Origin of the sequence: Shewanella sp. AC34-MNA-CIBAN-0136 (assembly GCF_040309945.1) — a bacterium.
GTDB lineage: Bacteria > Pseudomonadota > Gammaproteobacteria > Enterobacterales > Shewanellaceae > Shewanella.
This window is the reverse complement of record NZ_JBEOPJ010000002.1, coordinates 260,434-282,271: the sequence shown is the minus strand read 5'-3', so window position 1 is coordinate 282,271 and position 21,838 is coordinate 260,434. Positions and strand designations below refer to the sequence as shown.

At 37.6% G+C, this 21,838-nt stretch carries 20 protein-coding genes and 1 pseudogene; 10 read left to right on the top strand and 11 right to left on the bottom strand.

What is annotated here, in order from left to right; all coding sequences use genetic code 11:
- The first annotated feature begins 81 nt into the window (after window positions 1-81).
- Both AAEY94_RS02915 and AAEY94_RS02910 read left to right on the top strand, forming a co-directional pair.
- Window positions 82-438 (top strand): hypothetical protein, encoded by a 357-nt coding sequence (locus AAEY94_RS02915; RefSeq protein ID WP_350977104.1) that lies wholly within the window; start codon window positions 82-84, stop codon window positions 436-438.
- A gap of 320 nt (window positions 439-758) precedes the next feature.
- On the top strand, window positions 759-1,715 hold the full coding sequence (locus AAEY94_RS02910) for a hypothetical protein (protein ID WP_350977101.1): 957 nt from the start codon (window positions 759-761) through the stop codon (window positions 1,713-1,715).
- Window positions 1,716-1,929: 214 nt separating this feature from the next.
- On the opposite strand, the gene AAEY94_RS02905 is transcribed toward AAEY94_RS02910, so the two are convergent.
- The gene (locus AAEY94_RS02905) at window positions 1,930-2,148 is read right to left on the bottom strand and encodes a hypothetical protein (protein ID WP_350977099.1); all 219 of its coding nucleotides are present in this window, start codon (window positions 2,146-2,148) and stop codon (window positions 1,930-1,932) included.
- Between the two features lie 664 nt (window positions 2,149-2,812).
- Here AAEY94_RS02905 and AAEY94_RS02900 point away from each other — a divergent pair.
- From AAEY94_RS02900 to AAEY94_RS02885, 4 genes are all read left to right on the top strand, one after another.
- Window positions 2,813-4,099 carry a hypothetical protein gene (locus AAEY94_RS02900; protein WP_350977096.1) on the top strand — a complete coding sequence of 429 codons (1,287 nt, stop codon included), beginning with the start codon at window positions 2,813-2,815 and terminating at the stop codon, window positions 4,097-4,099.
- A gap of 277 nt (window positions 4,100-4,376) precedes the next feature.
- Window positions 4,377-5,714, top strand: a complete 1,338-nt coding sequence (locus AAEY94_RS02895) for an AAA family ATPase (RefSeq protein ID WP_350977093.1) — start codon at window positions 4,377-4,379, stop codon at window positions 5,712-5,714.
- Window positions 5,707-6,327: a retron system putative HNH endonuclease gene (locus tag AAEY94_RS02890; protein WP_350977090.1), complete on the top strand. Its 621-nt coding sequence runs from the start codon at window positions 5,707-5,709 to the stop codon at window positions 6,325-6,327. Before AAEY94_RS02895 ends, AAEY94_RS02890 begins: the two co-directional genes overlap by 8 nt.
- Before the next feature lie 225 nt (window positions 6,328-6,552).
- Window positions 6,553-7,638: a type II restriction enzyme NmeDI-related protein gene (locus tag AAEY94_RS02885; protein WP_350977087.1), complete on the top strand. Its 1,086-nt coding sequence runs from the start codon at window positions 6,553-6,555 to the stop codon at window positions 7,636-7,638.
- A 140-nt stretch (window positions 7,639-7,778) separates the two neighbouring features.
- On the opposite strand, the gene AAEY94_RS02880 is transcribed toward AAEY94_RS02885, so the two are convergent.
- Window positions 7,779-8,900, bottom strand: a complete 1,122-nt coding sequence (locus tag AAEY94_RS02880) for a DNA cytosine methyltransferase (protein ID WP_350977084.1) — start codon at window positions 8,898-8,900, stop codon at window positions 7,779-7,781.
- A gap of 326 nt (window positions 8,901-9,226) precedes the next feature.
- Here AAEY94_RS02880 and AAEY94_RS02875 point away from each other — a divergent pair, with 326 nt between their 5' ends.
- The gene (locus AAEY94_RS02875) at window positions 9,227-9,463 is read left to right on the top strand and encodes a helix-turn-helix domain-containing protein (protein ID WP_350977081.1); all 237 of its coding nucleotides are present in this window, start codon (window positions 9,227-9,229) and stop codon (window positions 9,461-9,463) included.
- Window positions 9,464-9,467: 4 nt separating this feature from the next.
- Here AAEY94_RS02875 and AAEY94_RS02870 read toward each other — a convergent pair whose 3' ends face one another.
- The 4 genes and pseudogenes from AAEY94_RS02870 to AAEY94_RS02855 form a co-directional block, all read right to left on the bottom strand.
- Window positions 9,468-9,683, bottom strand: a complete 216-nt coding sequence (locus AAEY94_RS02870) for a hypothetical protein (protein ID WP_350977078.1) — start codon at window positions 9,681-9,683, stop codon at window positions 9,468-9,470.
- A gap of 17 nt (window positions 9,684-9,700) precedes the next feature.
- Window positions 9,701-10,033 (bottom strand): hypothetical protein, encoded by a 333-nt coding sequence (locus tag AAEY94_RS02865; RefSeq protein WP_350977076.1) that lies wholly within the window; start codon window positions 10,031-10,033, stop codon window positions 9,701-9,703.
- A gap of 69 nt (window positions 10,034-10,102) precedes the next feature.
- On the bottom strand, window positions 10,103-11,386 hold the full coding sequence (locus AAEY94_RS02860; protein ID WP_350977074.1) for a tyrosine-type recombinase/integrase: 1,284 nt from the start codon (window positions 11,384-11,386) through the stop codon (window positions 10,103-10,105).
- Between the two features lie 352 nt (window positions 11,387-11,738).
- A pseudogene (locus tag AAEY94_RS02855) lies at window positions 11,739-11,789 on the bottom strand (hypothetical protein); the annotation flags it as partial.
- Between the two features lie 490 nt (window positions 11,790-12,279).
- On the opposite strand from AAEY94_RS02855, the gene AAEY94_RS02850 reads away from it, so the two are divergent.
- Window positions 12,280-12,978 carry a hypothetical protein gene (locus AAEY94_RS02850; protein WP_101086223.1) on the top strand — a complete coding sequence of 233 codons (699 nt, stop codon included), beginning with the start codon at window positions 12,280-12,282 and terminating at the stop codon, window positions 12,976-12,978.
- A gap of 101 nt (window positions 12,979-13,079) precedes the next feature.
- Here the strand turns inward: AAEY94_RS02850 and AAEY94_RS02845 are convergent, their stop codons facing one another.
- The 5 genes from AAEY94_RS02845 to AAEY94_RS02825 all read right to left on the bottom strand — a co-directional run bounded on the left by AAEY94_RS02845 (window position 13,080) and on the right by AAEY94_RS02825 (window position 19,317).
- A complete protein-coding gene (locus tag AAEY94_RS02845; protein ID WP_310734167.1) occupies window positions 13,080-16,946 on the bottom strand; it encodes a S8 family serine peptidase in 3,867 nt (1,288 codons plus the stop codon).
- Between the two features lie 292 nt (window positions 16,947-17,238).
- The gene (asnC, locus tag AAEY94_RS02840; protein WP_011636002.1) at window positions 17,239-17,700 is read right to left on the bottom strand and encodes a transcriptional regulator AsnC; all 462 of its coding nucleotides are present in this window, start codon (window positions 17,698-17,700) and stop codon (window positions 17,239-17,241) included.
- 100 nt (window positions 17,701-17,800) lie between these two features.
- Window positions 17,801-18,478 (bottom strand): bifunctional tRNA pseudouridine(32) synthase/23S rRNA pseudouridine(746) synthase RluA, encoded by a 678-nt coding sequence (rluA, locus tag AAEY94_RS02835; RefSeq protein ID WP_182743528.1) that lies wholly within the window; start codon window positions 18,476-18,478, stop codon window positions 17,801-17,803.
- A gap of 94 nt (window positions 18,479-18,572) precedes the next feature.
- Entirely contained in the window at window positions 18,573-18,863 is a 291-nt protein-coding gene (locus AAEY94_RS02830) for a hypothetical protein (protein ID WP_101086220.1), read from the bottom strand.
- A 34-nt stretch (window positions 18,864-18,897) separates the two neighbouring features.
- Entirely contained in the window at window positions 18,898-19,317 is a 420-nt protein-coding gene (locus AAEY94_RS02825; protein WP_101086219.1) for a hypothetical protein, read from the bottom strand.
- 577 nt (window positions 19,318-19,894) lie between these two features.
- On the opposite strand from AAEY94_RS02825, the gene AAEY94_RS02820 reads away from it, so the two are divergent.
- Complete coding sequence (locus tag AAEY94_RS02820) at window positions 19,895-20,884, top strand: 2-hydroxyacid dehydrogenase (protein ID WP_101086218.1); 990 nt, start codon at window positions 19,895-19,897, stop codon at window positions 20,882-20,884.
- Window positions 20,885-20,984: 100 nt separating this feature from the next.
- Window positions 20,985-21,722 (top strand): dienelactone hydrolase family protein, encoded by a 738-nt coding sequence (locus AAEY94_RS02815; RefSeq protein WP_101086217.1) that lies wholly within the window; start codon window positions 20,985-20,987, stop codon window positions 21,720-21,722.
- Window positions 21,723-21,838 lie beyond the last annotated feature (116 nt).

The window sequence follows — 21,838 nt, the reverse complement described above, 5'->3', positions numbered from 1 at the left end:
AAAATGGGGAGATTACCCAGACATCTATTGTAACCGTTTTTAAGTCTATAAAATCGTATGCACATAAAGTGAGAAAGTCTAATGGATAAAGATGAAGCTGAACCGAACCATGTCATCAAAGGTTTTGACCCAGCGTGGACTAACAATGGGAAAATTCTTGCTCAGATGACAGATCAATCCAGAGTGGTAGCTTCTGTAATTAATTTTGAGGATGCCTATTTTGATGAAACCATTGGTAGTGATAAGCCTGAAAATTGTATAAAACACATCAAAGAAGAGATTGATATGTACAGTAAAATTAAAGGCTTATTAGATGGTATTCTTGAGCTTGGAGAACATCAGTTACCTGAAGGGGCTTTAACTTGGTCTGCTCTTTCAGAGTTAAATGATGCTGTTCAAGCCCGATTCGCATCAGTCACAATTAATGCTGGTGACTAAATATATAACGAATAAGTATAAGCAGTGCCATTGTATGAGGTATTAAAACCAAGCATCTACTAATCCGACTTGTGGGGTATAACATCTAAGTTTTACTCCGCTTTTGTCCAGAAATGAGCTTTGGAACTTTGATAGATAGACTTATGGGACAAATGCTGGATGGTAAAGTAAATGTACTAGTGATCTTGTGTGATAATCTGCTTAACAATATTGAGCAACTTTTTTAATGAGACTGCTTATTTCAATTAAGCTTGGTCAAATATCACATTAATCACTGTGCGATGAAATCTCCATGGGACATCAAGGAAAAAGGATTGGTTATGGCCAGAAAAAAAGGTACAGATCTTGAGTTAGTTGTTGCCGCTATTGAAAAAGCACTCGACCCAGATTCGATAGTAAAACATGATCAGCACCTTCCTGTCTTAACTTCTATTGAAGGATATAAACGACAATGTGATGTCGTTATATATTCAGGCTCCGAAAGAAGGCCTATGCTAACTATTGTTGAAGTGCAGGATAGAAACTCTTCAGTTAGTATAGGAACATATGATGGGTGGGTTTCCAAGCGTGATGAGGTTGGCGCTAACCACCTTATTTGCGTTTCTAGAAAACCCTTCTCGAAAAGTATTCTTGAAAAGGCCAAGCAGCAAGGCTCCCGTGTTTCTTTGATTGAACTGGCCGCTGGAATTCCAGATAAATTACCACTTGGTTTTATAAATATTTATTATCAATATGTAAACCTAATGGTAATAGGAGAGCTTATAGTTGTGGTCATGATACCCATGAGCTATAAAGATAAAATTTCCCCCGACGAACTTACCAGTATTTCTCAAATTGAATGGAAAAAAAAATCATTTAAAAATAGTGATGCTGAAGATATTTCTATTCATGATGCATTGCTAGATGTCTTCAAAAATATTCATCTAGAAGAGAATACTATTCACACAAGCTCTTGCTGTGTTTCATTTTTACAGAATAAAGAGCTGATATTATTTGTTGATACTATGGAGCATAAGATACCTATTTTATTGAAAGTTGAACTCAACAATTATAAGTATGAATGTAATAACTTTCCTATGGATGTAGCAGTCTATCGAACTAATGGGAAAGGTGACTATGGTTGGTTTTTTGAGGCAAACCATAAGTCTGCTCAAGGCCCCATTAGTATTAAAATACCAATTATTAGTCACGAAGAGTCAGGGGGATACATGATGCTTGATATCATTTCAGACTCTCCCTTTAAATTCACATATGAGTTAACACCGATTGAAAAATAGAGTAATGCAAATAAGGTTGTAGTTAGTGGTTGATTTTTCGAAGTAATAATAGTTGGTGAAGTACGTATTTTTATACTTAACCAAGCATGATTTGATCAACGATAGTAATTGTCACAGAACCAATCAGAATCATACAAGCCTGATATAAATACATAATCATATAAATAGGCCAGTAAGTTTTAAGTTTCAATGGAGAAATGAATACTTTTTGTCTCTATCCCTCTAAAAACAATCTTAGGTTAGCCGAACCATTATTAACAAAAGTTTCACGAAGTTCATCTTCCAATTTATCAAATAGTACGGACATATGACGTTTAAATACTCCTTCTAGTTCATATGCTACTAAATGAATTTTTACCATTTGTTTTTCTGACGGGCTAAGTAAGTCGTCAAAAGTAAGCTTATACTTTAATGGCTTACGTTTTTCTACCACAATCTTTAACCAATTCTTCTTGAAAAGGGATCAGATAGATGTGTTCTTGTTGTAAATTGATAAAAATGTGACTAAATATGCAGTAAACGCTGCATAATCTGCGTTTTATGTATTTCTCTCACGATTACATGCAGAACGAGCTAATAAAGCTCTAAAACACGCTAAAAGTGCACTTTAATAACTATTAAAGTGCAAACTCACTTATAAGTTTACTGACTAAGTCGAGCCAAAAATTTTGAGCACTCTTTATCCATTTCAGTTACATAAACAAAATCTCAGTTTTTAGAAATCCTTATCCATGCAAGTCTACCGAAGACATCTGTTAAGGAATGAACTGCAGAATGGCTTTAAAGTGTTTATGAAGATTGTCATAAAGCATGAAAAAGAAGCATAACTTGAAGCTAAAGCAGGGTATTTAGCCTAAATCTCAGGACTGCGTCGAAAAATGGAAGTCGCTGAATTATCGATGGATGACTCAGGTGTAATACTTTTTAAAAGCATATAAAACAATGTTCTACAATATTTTTATCAACATAACAACCTCAACCTTTCTCATATTTTTGTCTACTGACCGCATTTAAATGGCATTAACTTTATACTTAAGCTATTTTTTATAAGTGATGTTTTAAAAATTGGTTCAGACTTAGAAAAGGAGATTTCGAGTATGAAAGTAACATTTATAAAATATATTCCGTTGATATATACCTTCTTAGCAGTTAGTAACATTGCTTATGCGACAGATCGAGTTTCACTATCAACCTCTAGATTTGTTGAAGTAGATTACTATTCAGATGGAAAAAGTAGAATTAAAACATGCTCTGGAAAACAAGCTAGCTTTGCTCAAAATTATGTTTCGATAAGTATTAATAAGTTAACGGTTAATAAAAATGATTCACTGATTAAAAGAGTATTTAATAAAAATAGAAATGCGTTTGGTGTTTCAAATCTCAAAGGAGAATACCAGTCTCAGCCTATTTCAATATCTAGAGTAGGACATCCTGTTGCTATAAAAGGTGGAAATAGTAGTGTTGATATGGGGGTGGAATGGGGAATGCTTGATCGTGTTCCATGGGTTCTTAAAAATGCTAGCTTAGAAATCAAGCTTGGATATGCAGCAGATTCAACAACAGAATCTTTGGCTGAGGCATTCAATAGTATCACCGCAGTAATCCCTGACTACACAATTTCAACATCTATGGCTTCGGGAGTTGCTATTGCTAGTACAATAGATAAATTGCTCTTTGGTGCCGATAGAGCTATTGATCTATTAAATGTTCATAGAGACCTGCCTCTTTTGGCTAATCGACTATGTGAAGGTTACTATGCAATATTTGCAGCAGAGAATAATGATGTTTATGAGAAATATTACCAAGGAGATGTCATTTGGATGGGAAATGATCTTGAGTATAAAGGGAAACCTATTAATGACGTTTCTTATGCAGTGATTAGCGTTCGTGTATCTGACCAATACTATGAAGCAGTTGAAAGCTCAATAAATGATAATAGTAGAGCGTGGGCATCAAAGTATCGTGATACTCAGACTTCATTTTTTGATTTATTGTGGGTCTCAGATAAAAATACACTAGGTGAATTGACTCGAAATATAAAAAACAATCTCATAGAAGCTAGAGCACTGCTGAGTTCTGATATAAATCTGATTCAAAAAGAAAAAATTAGTATCCATCAATTTTTCATCGATGACTTCAATAAAAAACTAGAGATTGCAAACGAAAGATTGGACAAAAATGGTAAGGTTACAGCTTTGAGTACAGAAAATGCCCTTGAAAATGCGATTATTAACCCGAACGTCACTTTTTTACCTGAAAATACAAGGATGGCGCAGATATTACTTTCGAATCCAAGTGCAAATATACCTAGTGTTGAGGCTGGTTTTGATAAAGAATTTATCAAGGCTATAAAAGGTACTCAAGGAGTTTTGGGTTTAAAATAAAGTTTATAATAACCATAAAGACCAAGGGAGTTAATTTTTGTCGTCTATAGATGACGCCGTTTTAATTTTTCAATAAATACATGTGTTAGGCACTTTGTAGTGGCGTAGTTATTTTGGCCACCTAAATAGAGGAGATTTTATTACCTCATAGATAACTTTAGGTGAAGCACTAAAACCGCGAAAAGTGCACTCTAATAACTATTTATGATTTTAATGTTGACCATAATTTTTTAGTGTAATTGAATTAGACGTATCTATTGATTTTTAGGAGAACAACTTGAGTTCGATAACGAGTATAGAATTTGAGGGAGAGGATATCCAACTATTACCTCTGGCTTTAAAAAATTATAAAGATAATAAGTTCACTCTTATTATTGGAGAAAACGCTACAGGTAAGAGTCGCATTTTAGGGCGAATCGTAAATAAAATTAATGAAGCAAATCAGTTGGTAAGTGAGCTTGGTGGGGAGTATAAACCTAAAGGGATTGAGCTTAATATTAATTTTCCTGCTAGCGTCATAGTCGTTACATCTGCTTATAACGATAAATTTCCATTTTCATTGAATGATGAAGAAAATAGTTATTATAGATATTGTGGAATAAGAGAAACATCTAATGCATCATGGATCTCGTCCGTATCAAGGAAAACTATTGAAAATATTTTTTCAATTTCTAATTTCAAAGACAAATCGACGTTACTTATTGAAATTCTGGATGTTTTGGGGTTTAGCTCCGATCTTAGGTTGGTATTGAAATTCAAGAATTTCAGGAAGATAGTTGAAGGGGATATAGATGAGAATCATATAAGAGGAATTGTTGAAACCAACAATGAACGCCGATACAGAATGAAGTCAAGAACGCTTGATAATGTAACTGAATCAGATATAAAAGACTGTCTTAATGTATTGAAATCTATAAGGTATGATGAAAATGCACGAGTTGGCGAGCTTTCTATAGATCTTCTTAAAGATAATTCATTTATTGATAATGTTTACAATAACATTAATATTCTGAGACGAATTGGTATTGTAAAAAGCGTTGAACTTAAAGTTGATAATGATAAAAATAAAAAATCTCATTTATTCACTGATGCCAGTTCTGGTGAGGCGCAGCTATTATTTTCATTATCTAGTATTATTCGTTATGCTACAAATAATTCTATTATTATAATCGATGAGCCTGAAATAAGTTTACATCCAAACTGGCAAGTTAGATATTTCTCTATTCTTAAAGAAGCCTTAAGAAAGGTTAATGATTGTCATGTGATTGTAGCATCTCACTCGCATTTCCTTGTCTCTGATTTAGATCCTATAAACAGTCACTTAGTATCTTTAGTACGAGATAATGATGGCGTTTTATCAAAAGAGATCTCCAATTCAACGTACGGATGGAGCCCTGAAAGTGTTTTATATAACATTTTCAATGTTAGAACAACGAATAGTATTTACCTTGAGCGAGATTTAAGTTTAGCATTGAGTATGATTTCTTCAAATAACTGTGATATATCTAAACTAAAAGAGCTTAATAAGAAGTTTGTAAAGTTAACATTGGATAAAAAAGATCCATTGAATGAGCTAATTAAATCAATTGATGGGTATTTGAAAAATAATGACTAATTGGTATTTAAATCTAAATGAACTAACTAAATTATCTTTAGTGTCAGTAAAATATATTTCTAGTTTAAAACCTCATAATGATAAACAATGGAAACTTACTAACAAAAGTATGAAGCTATATAAAAAAGAGCTTCTTGAGTGTATGTTAACTAATCAAAATCATAGATGTGCTTATTGTGGTTTATCGCTGAGAATGAATTTGGTTGATAGAGAGCACTTTGCTTCTAAGGCTAAATATAAACGCTTTACATTTGAACCTTTGAATTTAATTGCATCTTGTGCATATTGCAATCGGATATTAAAACGTACAAAAGACATAATATTGTCACCAGCTAAAGCAGGATACCAAGATAATACATTTAAGATTCTTCATCCATATTTAGATGATATAGATCAATACTTTACTTTTGAAGATTATGCAGGTGATGGATATCCCATAGCGATTCGATTGATAAATGATCAAGATGTCAGAGCTGTAAATACAATCAAGATGTTCGAACTTGCGAGTGCTGAGTTAGCTATTAAAAGAGCTGGGTTCATTAAGGAGGAAGAAGTTAGGGAGAAAATGGAGAATGATCCTTTTATTGGTAAAATTCTTTCATATAAACTTTAATAATAGTTGTTATATTTGTATTTAATTTATGGGCAGTTATGTAATTTCTATGCATACAAGAGGTTCATTAATGTCCATATCCTATTTGATTTACCAGAAAAAGTTCCGGTCAAGCTTTGTTGTTTTGTAGTTTATATCCATTTTCGCTATATGAAATGCCTTTACAAAGTGATTTAACCGGAATATTATCAGTAAATGTTCCGGTCATGTAGGTTAGGTGTAGATATGTATTCGCAATTATCGGCTACAAATTTAGCTAGTTTTATTGACTCACTAGATAAAAATACTATCTATGAGTATCCAAATTCAAAAACGCGTACTCGAATTCAAATTATTGACGTGTGTATGCCTGAAGGGCCAATCACAATTAAACGTTGTGACCCTAGTAAAAGCGAATCTTTTGATGATGCTAAACCTCAGACAATATCTTCAAAAATGTTATGGCGGTTAGCTAGTGCATTGAAACCAAATCACCCAGTTAATATAGATCGTGTATTTGGTGCTAGCTATAATACCAGATCGGCACTCGAAACTTTATTATTACATACAGAGTTTTTCTATTTATGTTATCCAGGCCGACTTGAAAAAATTGGACCTAATACTGAAGTAAAAGTCGGTCATAAACATATTATTTTCGATATGGATAATCCTAAAAGAAAAGGTATTATCGTTGAGAAAAAAATTAATGACATGGTTGTTACTGAAATTGACCGCGAAGTCCGATTTGACTCTCTATTATTAAATCATAAGTCGAATAAAAAAGTCGATATCGAACTAGATAGGCGTCATGCGCAAATCCAAGTTTTATTGATAAAAGCAGCGGCATCCATGGGATTAATTTCATGGGTTGCGAGTAATGATCATAGCATCACCTATAACGGTCAGAGATTGATTGAGATGGATGAAGTGATGAAGGATATGGATTCTACTCCAGCTCTTCAAGGGTATTCAAAAGCCCCTGAGGCAGGAAGACTTATTGATTGTATTTGGTTTACTAAAGATGGAAAAAAGATACCTGCTATTTTAGAAATTGAGCATAGTACAGGTGTTACATCTGGCTTAACTAGAATGAAAAACTTCATGATAGAAGCCCCTGACTTAAAAGATATGACCTATATCATTGTCGCGCCAGATGAAATTAGGGAGCAAGTATTTAGGAAAGCTGCTCAACCTCAATTTAGTGAGATGCATATTAAATACCTTTCATACTCGGCAGTTGAAGACCTATACCTTTTATCCCAAAGAAAAATGCAAGGAATTGATAATATTAAGTTTTTTCATACTTTTCTAGAGGATATTATCCCAGTTTAAGCCGAGTGTAAATGTTGGATCGTATCTTCACAGAGGCTTTTTTTTAGCTTATATAATAGATTTAAAGCAATTATTTCCCCTACCGTAGCGATTAACTACGGTAGGTTTTTTACGTACTGAGAATTATTTTAGTGGTCAATTTAATCACATTGTTTTAGAAAGTCATAAACTGTTTTAGCTAATCCATTTGCTGCAAGATATGGAACTCCATTACCGATTGTCTTGAACATATTGCTAAGGGTCATAGTGGCTGGTAGATAAAAATCAGCGGGCAAAGATTGAATTGCTAAAGCTTCTGCCGCACTAATCCTTCGTGCTTTATACGGATGAAGGTGAACTTCATTATTTCCATATGCAGCAGTTGGAGAATAGCGCCATCTGTGAAGTCGTTTGAATGACTTTTTGGAGTCATCACCTTCTTTAATTATTTTGAACTTATCAGATTTAGGCTGAAAGTGATGAGAGGCATTTGGATGGTTCAATACATCATTTTTATCAAACCAATACTGAATTGTTAATTTTTTTTGTTTTGGGGTTATGTAGTTAGAGCTATCCGTCATTTCTCCTTCTATAAAAGGATGCATTTCAGGCCATTTACCTTTACCCATAACCGAGTCTAAGTCGACTTTAAGGTGTTTCTCCCAATCAAAAACGGTCCTTAAGTCAGCTCCATTAAATTTATTACTAATATGTTCATGTTTAATGCCGAATAGAAATATTCTATCTCGGTCTTGAGGGGCACCATACTCAATACTGTTTGTTAGCCTGTCAGTGAGTTCATAGCCTGCTTTTTCTAGTTTGGCTTTCATACTGTCGTAGAACTCTCTATGACGTTTTGTACGCCATAACCCTTTTACGTTTTCAAAGATAAAGTAGTCTGGTTCGTCTTTTACAATAAGATCAATATAAGTACGTGTTAACTTACCGTTATCGCCTTCACTTCCTTTATTCTTTCCTCCCACAGAGAAGTCAGGGCAAGGTGGTCCACCAACAAAGCCTACTAATCGGCCTTTCGACTTCGCTTTTTCTACCTTAGAACTAAATTTAATCCCTTCGTCTCCATCTAGAAAGTCTTCGATAGTATTTAAACTATAGCCATAAATAGGAGCTTTATGCTTCATATTAGCTCTAGTGAATTTGTATGCATCTAAAAATGGTGGGTGGAACTCATTGACAAATGCCACCTCGAATCCGGCGTTTTCAAAACCGAGGTCCAGAAAGCCTGAACCAGAGAAAAAAGAAAATAGAATTGGTTTATTCATGAAGTATTGCAACCGAAATTAAAAATTAGTGGAGTGCCATAAGCTGTGCAGCCCATATGCTAACACTTTTATGGCTGTGCGTTTATACAAATGTTTCGATAGAAATGATTAGTGTGGCCATGCTTTGACGGTCTGAAAAGTGTCGTTTTGTTTTAGTCAATTTTGGAGTCATTTGTAACATAACCACCAATATGACTTGTGTGAAAATAGATAAAACTACCCTCGGTATGATGAATTTAATGTCCTTTATGTGACTTATAGTCCGTTGTTTTCTAGTAGTAGATCAGTGAATATCTTATTCAGTATTTAGTCTTGGATACATGCTAATGAAGCTCAAATATGCAACTGCTATGACTCTAAAAAAATTAAGAAATGAAATTGGAGTTAGCCAAGAGCAATTGGCTAGGAAATCAGGTATAGATCGAACCTACATTTCAGGTGTTGAACGTTCGGCTCGCAACATCACACTTGACTCATTGGAAGGGCTCATTAGTGGATTAGGTGTTACTTCTGAGGAGTTTGTCCGTAAATTACATATCGAATTGGTCAATGAGGAATCATAGTTGATTAGCGTGATTCGTTTTCTAAAACATTGATAGCATTATGGGCAGCATCAATAGCCATTTGAATATCAAACTCAAGGCCTGAGTCTAGACACTCATCATTCTTGCTTATAGACCAGCTAAAACCTTCGTTGTGTTGGTCTGGATTAGGTTCAACATATATTTCATAACCTTTATATTCATCTTCAAAAGGTAGAGATGTGCTTGAGTTGTTGTCCATGATGTCATCCTTAGAGCTTAGTGTGCAGAGGCTAGTTTCTTTAGATACGCCGTTAGTTCAGAGGGGCTTTCTGTTGTAAACACGACTTCACTATCTTCATCAGTGTTAATTTCTGGTTCACTATCGGTGCCTTCGTTTATAGCTGTCATCACAAGATAACGTTCTTCTGATTGCTCACGGTCATCAGGAGTTTCATAGTCTACCCACAGGACAAGGTGCTGAATACCTACTTTAAAGAAAAAGCTAGGACTCATATCGTTGTGCCAGCTCTTGTCTGTTAGCCAAGGGTAGTCTGCTAAATTAAACCCTAAATTAAAGCTTTCACCAAACTCGCGTTTATATAGTGCCATTTTTAACTCCTGAACGTTGTTAAACATCTTATCATTGAGATACTGAAGACCAGAAGTGTCCTGTTGAATTTAAATACAGCCACGCAGCTTATAGCTGATTTGCCACTCTTTAAAAAGCTCAGTTAGTCTCGCTTCATTTTGCTTACTGCCAGATGTTTTTTTGTTTTTTACTTTGGGCTTTGTTTTGCCTAGGTCAACACCCGATAGCTCTTTACTGTACATCTTCGGGGTAACATGGCTGTAATGCTGCTCAATCATGGCAATGCTGGTTCCACACTGTTTAGCTAATACTTCCATGCTGACATCACCAGACATCAGTTGCCATGTAATGTAAGTATGACGCAGGGAGTACAACGTTCTGACACCATGTGGTGACGACTTCAAACCAATTTCCGATATCGCTTTTTCAAACGCTTTACCGAGCTCGTTGCTCGAAGAGCCATCCGCTAGTCTAAATAGTTTATCTGAAGGTTTTCTATTAGGAAATCGTTCTCGTAATGCTTGAACGCTGGAGAATATTTCATCACGGCATACTACTTCCCGGATACCGGTATGCTTGACCGTTTTGCCTTTTCTCACCGTGATATAGAAGATAATGTTGTGTTCATTCGAGTCTATGTTGATATCACCCCATGTAAGGCTTTCCATTTCCGTGCCGGGTCGAATACCCGTGTTAACTGCAAATTCCATGTAATCGAGTAGCAGCTCACGAATTTGACGGGTTTTTTCCCTAATACTATTTTGCTCAAGTGCTAACACCGCATCGAAAGCTCTTTCATATTCCTCATGAGAGAAATGTGCTCGACGTTGCGATCCTGCACCTTTGGTCGATAGGGAAGGGACTTGTGCTGCTAACATCCATTTATGATCTACAGCTTCTTTAAATACCAACTGCATGGCTGCGTTGTGATTCAGCAGCGTTGATTTGGCAGGGACACGCTGGAATTGCTCAATACGCCACTTATCAAATTCACGCAGCTTTTCACTATCAATTGAGGTAATGTAAATACGGTCGAAGAAAGGGATATGGTACTTACGTAATACCTGAATATAGGTCCTGTAGTTAAGCGCCCCAGTTTCATTATCGAGAGCATCTTGCATGGTGCTAATCGCTTTTTCAGCTACATCGCGAAAGCGTTTTGTGCTGACCAGAATATTACGGTCAGCCATGAATTGGTATTCCATTTGAAGCCGATAGGCCATGCCGATGGCTTTCTCTTTTTCTTTCTGCTTAGTCGCTTTAGAATGCCACTTACCAGCTACTTTGATGCGGGCATACCAACGTTTGCTATTGTCTTGTAGGTAGACATATAATTCGTCGGAAATATCGTGTCTTTCGACCTGTTTGCTCATAGTCTGATTCTGAAGTTTTTTGCAAAGAATTTGCAAAGTGGTATATTAGATTTCTCTAATATAAATTAGATGATTGATAAATAATAACAAAAAATAGCAGTTTTAGTAATATTTTAGACACGCTTTATTCAAAATCCCCTGCTTCGCGGCGTGTCGGTTCGAGTCCGACCTCAGGTACCATCATTTGAAAGCCCTGTTCTTAATTGAACAGGGCTTTTTAATGCTTTAAATTCAATGATAACAGATACAAATTAACCTGCTTTGGATCAACAGCACTAAGTCTCATCTGTGAATCGGCAAGCCGTTAGATTTTTGTTTGTATCTGTATTGCCATTCCCCCAACAGAACGTATTCAAGTATCTTTGATAGACATTCTCGAATACATTTGATTAGTACAAATGACTTGATGATTAGCGGCTTTGAGGTTGAAATAGGCTTATCGTTCTTTACTGTTTCTTTAGCAAGGATATTTTGGCTGTGAGAGTTTTTATGCTGACTCAATACTATTCTTTACGCCACTTTTAACTGTTTAAAGTTCACTTGTCAGGGTGACTTCTCCTTTTCTGTCTTTAACTCAATTTGAACTATAATGATGAATCATTATAGGGTTTCTTCGCATTATCTCATTCCATTTCTGTTTAAGATAAAATGGCTTAAAAATGTGAGTTGATTCATTTATAAGCTAAATTAATATCATATAAACAAAGTTTAATATAATTGTTAATATATTTAATTTTTAATAAAGCATTATAAATCAAATTGTTATGTTTATTCGGTGGTCTATCGGTATGACATTTTTTGTTTTTGCTCTTATACAGTATTGCGATTGCACATGTTGGGTATTAGTTTGACCTATCTTCGTCACTTTTTGACGCTTATAAGAAGGAGTTTCCATGCAAGCACAATTTAATGTTCAAATTGGTTCTTTTCGTAAAATCAATAAGATCCCGAATGCTTGGTCAAATGAAGACTACCTTCAGTTGATGGCTATTATGGGCTTAGATGATGGCCTAGAAGGAATGGAGGCTACTGAACTTAGAGAAATGTGCATGATGTCTCTAAATGATTTAGAGGCCAATGAAGCAGCTAAAATCATCTTGACGCATTTATTCAGTGAATTAACTGAAGGTAAAATTGATCAGTTAAGTAATGACATGATCGGTGACAGAATGTGGGAAGAATATTCTGATTGCTTGCTCCATGAAGGTTTTTTTAGCGCTTATGCTTTATTGAGAGAAGCATTTAATGGTGTCTTTGCCGAGCCTACCGGTGTTGAGTTTATGGTTAATGTCACAGCAACTGACGCTGCAGAGTTAACTATTTTTGATGCGTCATTACATGCCTCGATGGTACGTCTTCTAGCATCTGGGTTATCTCCTGATGCACTATTGCATCGATTATATGAAGACCAAATTACCGGGACACAATTTCCAGAAGCCTTAGGGATATTGTGGAAGCTAGAATTAGTATCAAATGAAGGTTTATCTCGTCAGTTTAAGATGGTGAGTTCAGACTTCTGGTTTGGACAATTGGCGAATGTAGAGCAGTTTGAAGCTTCTGCTCATGCTGATGAATCGGATGAAGATGAATAACTAAGGTTATTTAGTTTGATATTTTTACCCAATAAAAAAACCAGCTGATAACAGCTGGTTTTTTTTACATCATTTAGGCTATGCCAAATTAATGATTACTATTATGAGTGCTTACGACGACGTAATGCAGCTAATGGTAGTAATAGTGCAGTTAACCAACCCATAGAACCACCAGAAGATTGCTCTACTTCCTCGGTAACATTAATGGTTGCTGTACCTGGTGCACTTGTCAGCTCACCGTCAGATGCAGTTACTGTGAAAGTGAAGGTGTCATCACCTACTGGAGCAGTAAACAGAATTGATGGACCACCGTTAGTAAAGCTAACACTCTTACCACCAGTTTGAACCCAATTATAAGTTAAAGCATCACCATCGATGTCTTTACCGTTTGCTTTTGCTGTTACTACAAATCCACCAGCGCTATTCATTCCTGAAGGCGCAACCGTTGGAGCATCATTAACGTTATTAACAGTAATAACGACTTGTGTAGGCGTGCTCAAATTCCCTTCTTCATCAGTTGATGTATAAGAGAATGTATCCGTGCCAGTGAAGTCAGCTGTTGGTGTATAAGTAAATGCACCATCTGCTGCTAACGTCAGTTCGCCATTAGTCACTTTATCAACAAGAACAACAGTGTCTAATTTTCCAGCAGGAGACACATCGATTAAGCGTTGAGCCTTAGCCGTCATGCCATCACCCGTTACTTGAGTACGAGCTACTTTTTGGTCTGGCTTAGTATCATTATCTAATACATTACCTTCCATAGAAGTATCTTCATCAAGTGAAGGGGTGTCAGTTTGGCCGAAGCTAAACTCAGTAACCATTGCTTTATAAGCAAGTTCAACACTACCTGCAGTTGTTGATCTTACTTCAACCCAGTCATCATTAGTAACAGATGTGCCTGCACCGTTAAAGTAATGAGTTGTACCTATACTACCACTGATGTTTTCAGCGCCAATCGTTACGTTAGCTGGCATACCAGGAATATCGTAATAATTGAATGTGACTTCTTCAGTATCGCCAGTTTTTAACCACACGCTAAAGCTATACTGATCACCTGAAGGATCGCCCCAAAGTTGCGCATCATTCCATTCAACAACTAAGAATGAAGCTGTTCCAGTGCTCACTACACCAAGAGAGATTGCTCCACCACCAGTATCGCCAACTGTACCATCACTTAAATCAAAATCTGACCAGAATGGTGCAAGGATATTATTTGGATTTGAGCTATCAGGTAGTTCTTTATTAGCATAAGTGCCTGCAGTTGAACTATTACCAGGAATGACTATGCCGTTATCCGAAATAGTGATTTCTGTATAAGTTTGTCCATTGTACTTATAAGCTGGAACTGTAAATACAAATGTAGTTTCATCACAACCGTCTAAACAAGCAGGTGTTTGACTTAAGCCAAGAGCGGTAATATTAGGATATGTACCTGTGCCACTAGTCGTGACCATTTCAGGTAAATCCATTGAACCAACCCAAGTGACTACGCCAGTGTTTTCATCAACTGATAGACCATTTTGCGAGGCGCCGTTCAGGACCACAGATACATCATCTTTTGATGTAAGCTTAGTGCCTTTAGGAGCCGTAGCCGTCAGAGTTACCGTGTTTTCAAACATAGTGTTATTCACAACAGATTTTATTGTGAAAGGATCAGCAACAGAAATATCAGTGTCAGTTGTAAAAGCTGATATTAATGATGAATCACTTGACTCTTTAGCGAGTACAGCCAGTGGAAGGTGAGCATTTTGCTTTCCTTCAGTGCTGCTAATCATCACATTACCGAATATCCAATCACCATATTCACTAAATGTTGAATCAACAGTGACAGTGAAGGTTGCTGATGCACCCGCTTCAAGTTCAAGTGTTGATGGTGAAATCATTAGACCAGCAGTACCAGAACTTGCAGAAAGCGTCCAAGATGATTTTTCATCACTCTTGTTGTAAACCGTACGAGTAAAGGTACAGATACCAACACATGAGTCTGCAGCTATAGAAGGCTTATCAAATGTTAACACTGCTTTTGCTGCAGCATCTAAATCCATACGACCCGCACCCATAGCAAAAGGCGTTGCTGGTGTCGATGAGTCGTCATCTAGAATGCCATCTATTTTAGATGTAGATGTTAGTGCAGTTTTAATATCAGTTGCTGACCATGTAGGATGTAGCTGACTTAAAAGCGCTGCAGCACCTGCAACATGTGGACTAGCCATACTAGTACCAGAAATCATACTAAAGTCTTCTCCACCGTCATCTGGTGAGAAAGCCGATAAGATGTTTGTTCCTGGGGCTGCGAGATCAGGCTTAAGGATGTTCTCATTACCATTTGGACCACGAGAGCTAGATTCATTGATAGAATCTGCAAGACCACTGGCCATGATACGTTTAATGTCAGCGCCAATAGTACCTTGAGTCGCTGTATCACCCATTGAATCTAAAATTGCCATGCCGTCATCTTGGGCAATCATAACTGAAGGGAAGGTAATACCCGGCACTGACATAGTGATTGGTGCACCAACACGGTTGTTATAAACAACAACGGCAGTTGCGCCGGCAGCTTCAGCGTTGGTCACTTTGTCGCTAAAGTTACAAGAACCACGTGAAATTAATGCGATCCCATCTTTAAATGAATCAGCAGCAAATGCATCACAACCTTCAAAGTTTTCGGCATCAATATTGAGTGCTGAAATAACAGTTCCTGTGATGTCCATATCAATTTCAGTATCTGAACCTGGAATTGCTAACAAATCATCACCACCAGTATTGAAGCTGTTAGCGAAGTAACGACCAGTCGTGCTGTTAGCCACAGTGATACCAGACTCGATACAACCAGGACAGCCAACTGTTTTTGCTGCATTACCATCATTACCCGCAGCACTTACCACAACAATACCTGCAGCTTCGGCAGCTTCAAACATCGTTTTGTAAGGGCTACTTGAAGGATCAGAGCCAGCGCCACCACCCCAAGAATTGTTAATGACATCGGCGCCATCATTAACGGCATGTTCTAATGCTTCCATTAACATGATGTTCGAACCACTGCCACCAGTACAGTCAGCTTTAGAATAAAGTGCTTTATAAGCCATTAAATATGCTGCTGGAGCAACACCTGATAATGTAACGTCAACACCTTGGAATGTTGTTTCTACCTTGTTGCCAACAGCAGTACCGGCAACGTGAGTACCATGACCACCAAATCCTAATGGGCTCATGTATTCATCTGGACAGACTTGGAATGTAGGTTGTGACCAACGTGCAACAATCAGTTTATCGTTACAGAATGAGCTATCCACCGTTGAACAGTAGTCATCTGTTGGCATCATCCCTGTTGGCGCTTCAAAACCTTCGCCTGAGAACATTGGGTTTTCAGGACGAATACCACCATCAATAATGGCAACACGGATACCTTTACCAGCGTTTTCCATGCCATCTACTGCATTCCACATAGCTTCACTGTTGATTATTTCATGTGAAGCATCCATGTTTGTTTCGTACATAGCTTCAGGATATACAGAGATAACTCCTGGAATAGCCATTATTTGTTCAACAGTTAACCCTTGGCCAACAATAGTGACACCGTTAAATAATGTTGTAAATTGACGTTCAACTTTAGCATTTGAAGCAACCTTTGAAAGGGCCTTTGTAAATGCAGCTTGCTCGGCCTGCAGATGAGACACATAGCTTTTAACTGGAGCTGATTGAATGTCTAATTTGCTATTTTTATCTTTAATCGCGGTAGAAGCATAAGTTGAAATACCACCTTGATATTTTGCAATAGCAGGTGATTCTAGTTCAATAATATAACGCTGAGGAGCTTTGACATCGTTAATTTTAACCGCAGGTTTTTTGTTATGGTCAGTAGAAAGCAGTTCAATGCCTGCATGGTTAGAGCTATATTGAGTATTTGCATAAGTAGCACTTGATATTAGTGCTGCCGAAATGGCTAGGGCTAATTTTGTCTTCACAACTTCTTCCTTGTTTTTAGACACCACTCAATTTGAGGGGGATATCGCTGTAACACGATGAATATTAAGTGATGGTGTTTATAATATTTTCAGTTTTTTGCTGCACTCTATGGCACATCAGTAGCATTTGTAGCACAAAGGTTTAACAAAAGTAACACTGTAACTTAAAAAAACGGCAATCAATTGTTAATAAGTATGTGCAGGTTTGTGATTGAAGTTGTGTTATTCACGAGTGGGAGTTGACAATTTTGGAGTTGATGCAGGGCTTGAGGGCTACTTAGCCCTCCATGGCCTAGGGCTTTACCGATCTTACGATGGGATTTTGTAGGCTGATAAGTGTTTCAGTAGACTGGATTTCATCAATAGATTGAATACGGTTAATTAGCACATGCTGCAATCCATCGATAGATTGGCACATTACCTTTACAAATACCGAGTAATTGCCGGTGGTGTAATACGCTTCTACTACTTCTTCTAATTCATTTAGCTTGGCAATAGCAGCCGGATAATCGCCTGCACTTTTTAAATTGATGCCGATAAAGCAGCAAACATCATAACCGAGCGCTTTGGGATTTACAGTAATTTGCGCACCAGTAATAATGCCAGCTTGTTTCATTTTTTCAACGCGAACATGGATCGTCCCAGCACTGACATTAAAACGTTTCGCCAGTTCCGCAAAAGGTGTTCTGGCGTCTTGCATAAGTGCGGTAAGTATATGATTGTCTAATTCATCACGTTGAAATGAGCTATCCACGGTATAAAGCCTAATAAACCATTAATTGGTCATAAATTTACGACTTTCATTGCATAATAGCTACTAAAATTAGCATGGTTATTAACAATGTTTAATTTTGTTATTGATCCGCCGTTGGGGCCATGAACGTGACGGGAGACTCAAAATGCATTACTTGTTGAGAGTAGGGGTGAGTTATCGATAATGCCGCGGCATGAAGGAGTAACCTAGGTGATAAGCTTTTTGCTAAAGCATCGGCATAAAATCCATCACCAAGGATAGGGTGGCCTAATGCCATCATATGGACTCGAAGCTGATGCGAGCGTCCAGTAATAGGAGTGAGTTTGACTAATGTTGACTTAGCACCATAGCTCACGACTTCAACTAACGTCACCGAAGGTTTTCCAACAGTGTGGTCTACTTTTTGTTTGGGTCTATTAGGCCAATCACAAATTAGCGGTAAATCGACTTTAGTGATACTGGTTTTCATATGACCAGCCACTCGAGCAAAATAGGTTTTGGCTGTTTCTCTATCACGAAATTGACGTTTTAATTCTCGTTCAGCACTGCGTCGTAGTGCGACGACAATAACCCCTGAGGTAGCCATGTCTAATCGGTGTACAATTTGCGCATTTGGATGTTTAGCTAAAACCCGAGAATAAATACTGTCATGATAAATAGCCTCTCTTCCTGGAACCGATAGTAGTCCAGAGGGCTTGTTTGCGACCAGAATATCCTTGTCTTGATACACAATATCTAGCCAAGGAGTGGTGGGTGGGTTGTAAATGAAATCAGCCATAGTTGCTCTCGTGAGTCAATTCGCGGCAAAGATACCGCTAGGGCTTATGATGTGCAAGTATAGAATGGTATTGCTGAAAGACTAAAACGACGATTTAAGAGAATGCATTGCCGTTGACGTGCATGATGGTGAATGTCCACACTACAAACGCAAGTGGGATATGTACCAATGCATAAAAGCATTGATCAAGACGACTCATACCTTTTGCTTGCCAAATTAAAAAAAGGTGCGCACCAATGACAGTTGGAAAGAGTACTAATAATGGATAAAGTGAAAATGGGCTAGCATCGGTGAAAATGGCGTGACTCATCAACGCCCAAGCCACCATAAAAGCGGTAGTCAATGGCGGCATAGCAATGCGATATTGGTCTGGGTAAGGGAACATCCCGTGTCCTTAGAGTCATCTCTGTTGTGGTGTATTAACCTTTTATTTCTTTTTTGCTCTGGATCACTTTTCGATGAACTATCGAGTAATGGCGTAATCCAGCGGGTCCATGAGATACAATAACAGATAATAAAATAATAAAGATGACTAATTCAGAATGACACTGACTTATTTGAATAAAAAATCCTAGTAGGATGACTTTTAGTAAGGTTAACACTCCTTTGAGTTGTATTAGCCAGCGCCAATCTCTAATGATCTCCCAACTCATTAGTAATACACCGGATACGATTGCAATAAGCCAATAGTTAAACCACAGAGATAACTCAAGATTAAAGATAATGCCACCACCACTGCCCACTACACCAATAATGTGCAGTGCTCTGAGTGCAGTTTTGCTTATCCGTTCAATCCAAAATCGGCGGTTTGATACTGGCAAATTCTTTTTCTGATTCATAGTGTCGTTGCTAGGTTAACATTGCGGTAACATTAGCAATTTTACCCCGTTAAAACAGTGATGGGTACAGCAGTTTTTTTTATTTTCAATATGATTATTCAATTTAATTAATGAATGCCTTAAGTAGATGTTCTTTATCATGTGTTCTAGCTTACTAGGTATCTCTTAAGAGCGTCTCTACTCTAGATTATTTGAAGTAGAGTGAAATGAGAATATGTTGATGAACAAATGAAATCGACATTCGCTATGTTTAGTTTCCGGCCGTATCAAGGCGTCACGAATGTGGCTCCAGAGAACTTGGCTAAATCCGTGTTGATATGGGCAAGAAATGGATGAGGTTTATAACGCTAAAAGGATGTTTTTTGTGGGCGTTACAAGCAAACTATACTGCAGAGTGATTATTGTTGTCGTTGCTATTAACAAGGGAGAGTCTGGATCACAATTTCATCTTTATCCCGTGTGATATTGACGACAATAACTGTTAATTCACATACAATTAGCCTCTGTTTTGAGCGTGACTATTGCATTCAATAGTAGTAAACGATCGCGATAGCGCCATTAACGCATTTGGAGCCTTATGAGAATTGGATTTTTTAGCGCAAAGCCTTACGACATTCGCCATTTCAATAGTATTAACGAAACCTTTAAGGTTGATATTGAATTCTTTGATTACCGACTTTGCATGCAAAACGTAAAATTAGCAGAAGGCTATGAAGTCGTGTGCGCGTTCGTCAACGACTCTTTATGTGAAGAAGTGTTAGTTGAGTTGGAAAAAGGCGGTACAAAAATAATCGCCATGCGTTGTGCTGGCTTTAATAATGTCGATCTGATTGCTGCCGAGCGATTAGGGATGAGAGTCGTTAACGTACCAGCATATTCACCAGAGTCAGTCGCCGAGCATTCAGTGGCCTTAATGTTGACCTTAAATCGTAAAATTCATAAAGCTTATCAACGCACTCGTGATGCCAATTTTGCGTTGTCGGGTTTAGTCGGATTTAACATGTTTGGCAAAACCGTTGGGGTGATTGGTACGGGTAAAATTGGTTTGGCCACCATTAAAATTTTATTAGGTTTTGGCTGTAAAGTGATCGCCCACGATCCTTATCCAAACCAAGCAGTAATTGATCTTGGCGTCGAATATGTCTCATTAGAAAGCCTGTATCCTCAATGCGATATCATTAGTTTGCATTGTCCGTTGACCAAAGATAACCATCATTTACTCAACAAGGTCAGTTTTAGCCAAATGAAGCAAGGTGTGATGGTGATTAACACCAGCCGCGGCGGACTATTAGACGCTTTTGATGCGATGGAAGCATTAAAAGATGGCCAAATTGGCTCGTTAGGGCTTGATGTATATGAAAATGAAAAAGGATTATTTTTCGAAGATAAATCAAATGAGATTATTCAAGATGATATCTTCCGTCGTCTGTCTGCTTGTCATAATGTGATTTTTACCGGTCACCAAGCCTTTTTAACTGAAGAGGCATTAAATGCGATAGCCTCAACTACATTAACGAATGTGACTCAGTTGACCACAGGGCAAACCTGTAATAATGAGCTATTTTAATTCGTACGGGTTAACCGGAATATTTACGAGTACATAGACTATAATCACACTCTGCCCAGCTTGATAAATCTTAGGCGTAGTGCAAAATAAATGGAACATTATGATTACAACAACTGAAATTCACGACATTAAAACGGCTACGGGCTTAATGCGTACCACGCTTTATCGTCCAGACACTAAAGGCCAATTTGCGACCATTATTTTCTACTCAGAAATATTTCAGCAAACCGCGCCTATTGCTCGCTCAGCGGCAATCTTAGCCGGTCATGGTTTTGTTGTATTAGTACCAGAAGTGTTTCATGAGCTAAATCCTATCGGAACCGTGTTGGCTTATGATGAAGCCGGTAAAGATAAAGGTAATGCAGACAAGTGGGCCAAGCCTTTGGAACATCATGACAGTGACACTTGTGCGTTAGTTGACTTTGCACGGGCACAGTCATTTTGCAGTGATAAAGTCGGCGCTATGGGTGTTTGTATCGGTGGTCACTTAGCTTACCGCACCGCACTTAATCCAGACATCAGCGGTGCTTTTTGTTTATACCCAACCGACATTCATTCAAACACATTACCTTGCCAAGAAGGCAATGATTCATTAACCCGTACTGGTGATATAAAAGGCGAGTTAGTGATGGTGTTTGGTAAGCAAGATCCGCATGTCACTAAAGAAGGTCGTAAGCTTATTTATCAAAAGCTTGAACAGGTAAATGCAAACTTTACTTGGCTTGAAGTCAATGCACAGCATGCCTTTATGCGTGATGAAGGCGAGCGTTACGATGCCGCTTTAGCATTGCAAATGTATTTACAAGCGGTGGCATTTTTTCATCGAGTATTAAACTAGTTTTATAGCATGTCTGCGTTGAGCTTAAGTACGCATATACCCAAGCCACTTCAACATGCTCGCTTCAGAGCTCCCATAGGATAACGGAACAAGGCAGTGATTGAACAGAATGGTGA

Excerpts from the sequence above, each read along its gene's own strand:
- AAEY94_RS02915 (WP_350977104.1), top strand. The coding sequence starts at position 82 with ATGGATAAAGATGAAGCTGAACCGAACCATGTCATCAAAGGTTTTGAC.
- AAEY94_RS02910 (WP_350977101.1), top strand. The coding sequence starts at position 759 with ATGGCCAGAAAAAAAGGTACAGATCTTGAGTTAGTTGTTGCCGCTATT.
- AAEY94_RS02900 (WP_350977096.1), top strand. The coding sequence starts at position 2,813 with ATGAAAGTAACATTTATAAAATATATTCCGTTGATATATACCTTCTTA.
- AAEY94_RS02890 (WP_350977090.1), top strand. The coding sequence starts at position 5,707 with ATGACTAATTGGTATTTAAATCTAAATGAACTAACTAAATTATCTTTA.
- AAEY94_RS02885 (WP_350977087.1), top strand. The coding sequence starts at position 6,553 with ATGTATTCGCAATTATCGGCTACAAATTTAGCTAGTTTTATTGACTCA.
- AAEY94_RS02880 (WP_350977084.1), bottom strand. The coding sequence starts at position 8,900 with ATGAATAAACCAATTCTATTTTCTTTTTTCTCTGGTTCAGGCTTTCTG.
- AAEY94_RS02875 (WP_350977081.1), top strand. The coding sequence starts at position 9,227 with ATGAAGCTCAAATATGCAACTGCTATGACTCTAAAAAAATTAAGAAAT.
- AAEY94_RS02870 (WP_350977078.1), bottom strand. The coding sequence starts at position 9,683 with ATGGACAACAACTCAAGCACATCTCTACCTTTTGAAGATGAATATAAA.
- AAEY94_RS02865 (WP_350977076.1), bottom strand. The coding sequence starts at position 10,033 with ATGGCACTATATAAACGCGAGTTTGGTGAAAGCTTTAATTTAGGGTTT.
- AAEY94_RS02860 (WP_350977074.1), bottom strand. The coding sequence starts at position 11,386 with ATGAGCAAACAGGTCGAAAGACACGATATTTCCGACGAATTATATGTC.
- AAEY94_RS02850 (WP_101086223.1), top strand. The coding sequence starts at position 12,280 with ATGCAAGCACAATTTAATGTTCAAATTGGTTCTTTTCGTAAAATCAAT.
- rluA (WP_182743528.1), bottom strand. The coding sequence starts at position 18,478 with ATGGCTGATTTCATTTACAACCCACCCACCACTCCTTGGCTAGATATT.
- AAEY94_RS02830 (WP_101086220.1), bottom strand. The coding sequence starts at position 18,863 with ATGTTCCCTTACCCAGACCAATATCGCATTGCTATGCCGCCATTGACT.
- AAEY94_RS02825 (WP_101086219.1), bottom strand. The coding sequence starts at position 19,317 with ATGAATCAGAAAAAGAATTTGCCAGTATCAAACCGCCGATTTTGGATT.
- AAEY94_RS02820 (WP_101086218.1), top strand. The coding sequence starts at position 19,895 with ATGAGAATTGGATTTTTTAGCGCAAAGCCTTACGACATTCGCCATTTC.
- AAEY94_RS02815 (WP_101086217.1), top strand. The coding sequence starts at position 20,985 with ATGATTACAACAACTGAAATTCACGACATTAAAACGGCTACGGGCTTA.